General features: G+C 58.8%; 3 protein-coding genes and 1 pseudogene. 3 read left to right on the top strand and 1 reads right to left on the bottom strand.

Features of this window, described 5'->3' with window-relative positions; translation table 11 throughout:
• Positions 1 to 361: 361 nt before the first annotated feature.
• From AWB78_RS42060 to AWB78_RS47395, 3 genes and pseudogenes are all read left to right on the top strand, one after another.
• Positions 362 to 532 (top strand): annotated as a pseudogene (locus tag AWB78_RS42060) (IS110 family RNA-guided transposase); the annotation flags it as partial.
• 157 nt (positions 533 to 689) lie between these two features.
• Complete coding sequence (locus tag AWB78_RS42065) at positions 690 to 1,949, top strand: site-specific integrase (protein WP_062613172.1); 1,260 nt, start codon at positions 690 to 692, stop codon at positions 1,947 to 1,949.
• A complete protein-coding gene (locus tag AWB78_RS47395; RefSeq protein WP_157697890.1) occupies positions 1,946 to 2,308 on the top strand; it encodes a hypothetical protein in 363 nt (120 codons plus the stop codon). Before AWB78_RS42065 ends, AWB78_RS47395 begins: the two co-directional genes overlap by 4 nt.
• Before the next feature lie 141 nt (positions 2,309 to 2,449).
• On the opposite strand, the gene AWB78_RS42070 is transcribed toward AWB78_RS47395, so the two are convergent.
• Positions 2,450 to 2,665: transposase domain-containing protein (locus AWB78_RS42070; RefSeq protein ID WP_198399496.1), on the bottom strand; the 216-nt coding region annotated here is incomplete at its 5' end.

Raw genomic sequence — 2,665 nt, forward strand, 5'->3', positions numbered from 1 at the left:
AGATCGCCGGATCGCCAAACGGTCCCCGACTCCGGCTCCCACAGAGCGTACCGTGCGGTGCTACCGCAATACACACCGCTCACGCTCTTCAGACGTTGATTCACCGCGAGCCGCTGTCACTCGCTATAGGAACGATACGCGTAATCGGTAACTCACCGACGTCCTTGCGTGTCAGGGATCTGGCTGCTGTTGGCGCAAAATGCGTCGATGTTCAGCTCGTACATCGCGCGGCCGAACTGAGTAACGCCTTCGTCTGATCCAAGGTGAAGTTATGATAATCATCTAGCCGGTCTCCTCGCCGCGGGACGCGGCGGGGTTAAAGTCAGTTTGCGAAACGCACTTTGACCCTGCGGAGGCCGACATGAACTATTGTGGCATAGACCTGCACTCGAACAACTGTGTCGTGGTGGTCAACGATGAGGACGATCGGATCCTGTACCAGAAGCGCTTGCCCAATGATATGGCGCAGATACAGGCAGCGCTCGAACCCTACCGCGAGGAATTGGCTGGGGTGGTCATCGAGAGCACGTATTATGGACGCCCCGAGATTATGCACGGTTTGGCGGGCATTCCGAGGTGCGACGCCTAATTCCTCAGGATGCCTGGTAGCGCCTCGCCATCGATCGACTTTCCATAACAGATACTGCTCTTCTCAGACGGCTTCACCGCCGTCACTCAGGAGAGCGATCATGATCAGGCAAGTCGTGTCTGAAGTCGTCGCGTGCAATCGTGCACGGTACGGCGCACTTGAGCCCGTCGTTGGGGCTTTCGAGGAATACCTGGTCCGACGGGGATATGCGGGCATTACTGTAGGGAACTACCTGCAATGTGCGTCGCACTTCGGGCGGTGGCTGACTTCGCAGCGCATCGCGCTTGATCACATCGATGAGGCGGCACTACATCGCTTTCTTACGGTGCACCTTCCGGTCTGCCACTGCTGCAAGCCAAGTCCACGCACCCTCGCTAACCTTCGCCGCGCGCTCCGTAATCTGCTTCACATGTTGCGTGCGGAGGGCATCATTCCGCCGAGGTCAGTGCCGGCTTCCCGGTTCGTACACGATGAGCTTCAGCACTTTGACGCGTATCTTAAGGATGTTCGGGGTCTGGCACCGGCAACGCGCCTTTACCGTCTGCGCTACGTGCGTGAATTCCTCCTTGCCCGGTTTGGGTGGGAGCCGATTGCGCTTGAACGCATTAAGCCCGATGACATCTACCGATTCGTGACTGATCGCGCCGAAGGCTGTCAACCCCGGACTGCGGGAATCATTGGCGACTGTTTGCGAAGTTATTTGCGTTTCCGTCGAATACAGGGAGACCCCACCGAACCCCTTATTTCTGCAGTCCCCAGAGTTGCTTACTGGCGCCTCGCGGCGTTGCCGGATTCTCTTACCGATTCAGAACTTGCGACGTTGGTGAAATCGTTCGATCGTACGCGTCCGACCGGCCGGCGCGATTACGCGATCGTCCGCTGTCTCGTGGACCTGGGTCTGCGAGCAAGCGAAGTAGCGTCTATTCAGCTCGATGACCTGGACTGGCGAGAAGGCACGCTCCGGATTTCGAAAGCGAAAGCAAAGCGCACAACTCTTCTGCCGTTGCCTGTGGAGACGGGGCGAGCGATCTCAGACTACCTCCGCTTCGGGCGCCCCAGCACAGCTAGCCGCGCACTGTTTGTACGCCACCGTGCTCCTCGCGATGAAGCGGTAGGGCCGAGCCTCGTGCGCAACGCCGTACGCTGCGCCTACGCCCGGTGCGGCCAGGCTGAGCGGTGGACTGGAACCCACGTGCTCCGCCATTCTGTCGCTTCGAGGTTACTCAGGAAAGGGGCGAGTCTCAAGGACATCGCCGATCTGCTGCGCCATCGCAGCGTCAACACGACGACGATCTATCTCAAAGTCGATCTGCCCCGGCTCAACGCCGTTGCATTGCCCTGGCCAGGGAGACGAACATGAAGGCCGCCCCAACGATGGTGTCTCTGGTCGAGGACTATCTTGAACGCCGGCGGCGACTTGGCTTTGCTCTTCAAAGTGAGGAGCAGCGTCTGATGTGCTTTGCACGCTTCTCCGATCAAATTGGCCACAGCGGTCCGATCACGGTGGAACTGGCTTTGCGTTGGGCCTGTTCGTCCAGCCGCTCCACAGCCGCCACCAGGGCAGGTCGGTTGAAGATCTTGAGCCCATTTGCCAAGTACCGCCTGCAGTTCGATCCCGCCACCGAAATTGCATCTTCCGGACTCTGTGGACCAGGATACCGACGGTTGACACCGCATATTTATTCGGAAGAGGTATCCGCTAATTTACGCACACCGTAGCGAGAATTGTTCGCAATTACTGGGCGAGCGTAGGCGCATCGCGACGATCGGAAGCGATCAGCGACGTCCACGGTCATGGCCATGTGTTTTGGCTCGATGAGGATACGCCGAGCGCTACGTTCGGCGTATCCTTGGGGTAAGCTACTCGGATTGAACGGCGATCGTTTGCTGCTTGGCGAAGTTGAATGGCAGCAGGTCTGTGACGTCATCGTCCTGCGCGCGCTGCGGTAGCTCCTTGAGCACGTGCAGCAAATACGCGTAAGGCTCGACATCACAGGCGCGGCAAGTCAGCATCAGACTGTAGATCATGGCCGACGCTTTGGCGCCCTCGACGGTGTCGCTAAAGAGCCAGGCCTT

The sequence above is a fragment of the Caballeronia calidae genome (assembly GCF_900044055.2).
Classification (GTDB): Bacteria; Pseudomonadota; Gammaproteobacteria; order Burkholderiales; family Burkholderiaceae; genus Caballeronia; species Caballeronia calidae.